The 782-nt window shown below is 69.8% G+C and carries 1 pseudogene; it reads right to left on the minus strand.

The window, feature by feature from the left end:
* Positions 1-647: 647 nt before the first annotated feature.
* Positions 648-782, minus strand: a pseudogene (locus IF55_RS41555) (IS5/IS1182 family transposase); the annotation flags it as partial.

A 782-nucleotide genomic window follows, 5' to 3' on the forward strand; every position in this document is an offset into this window, starting at 1 on the left:
GTGGGCGTTGTGTGGGCCTGCGTGCGGGTTCACTTTGTCGGTCGGGGCGTGGTGAACAGGCCGGGTTCGGGTTCGGTGAGGGTGCCGGGGCTTAGGAGGTGTTTGAGCTTGGCTCGGGCGCCTTCGAGGTGGCGGTTCTCGGTGCCGGTCCCGAGGGCTTCGCGGATGCCTTTGGCCCGTAGGCCGTGTTCGTCGTCCTCGAACAGGGCGAGGTCTTGCGGCGTGCGGATGGCAGGGGTTCGAAGCCGCCGAGGTCGCTGTCCACAGCGATCTTCAGGACGGTATCCGGGGTGGTTTTTCGATGCGTTCCAGCCGGTGCTCCACGGGGGCGAGTGCTCGCCGAGCTGGGCGGCCTGCTCGCGGAGACGGGCTGCTTCCTCGGGGTCGGCGGCCGTCGTTCGTCGATCTGGGTCAGGAGTTCACGCGTGCGCCGCCTCACCGATCGGCGGCGGATCGCGCCTGGTCAGCGCGGCGTGGCGGTGAGTCGGCGGGTTCTCACGCCCGTCATCGACGAGCGGTCCATGAGGCCGCACCGACCGGGAGCATCTCGTAGTCACGGGCGAGGCGGCGGTGCAGCAGCAGCGTGGCGAAAGTCTGCTCGGCGATGCACCGCTTCGGCGCCCTTGGTGCCCGGATCGCGCCGCACCCCTCGATGTCGATGCCCAGGGCGGCACCGTGGTCGATGACCGCGTTCTTGAACCCGGCGTCAACCGCCCCTTCGTCACGGACGGGTGTCCGCGGCGACCTGGTCCACCAGCGCGATCCCGATGTGTCGTCGCGCG

This window comes from Streptomyces varsoviensis (assembly GCF_000718635.1).
Lineage (GTDB): Bacteria > Actinomycetota > Actinomycetes > Streptomycetales > Streptomycetaceae > Streptomyces > Streptomyces varsoviensis.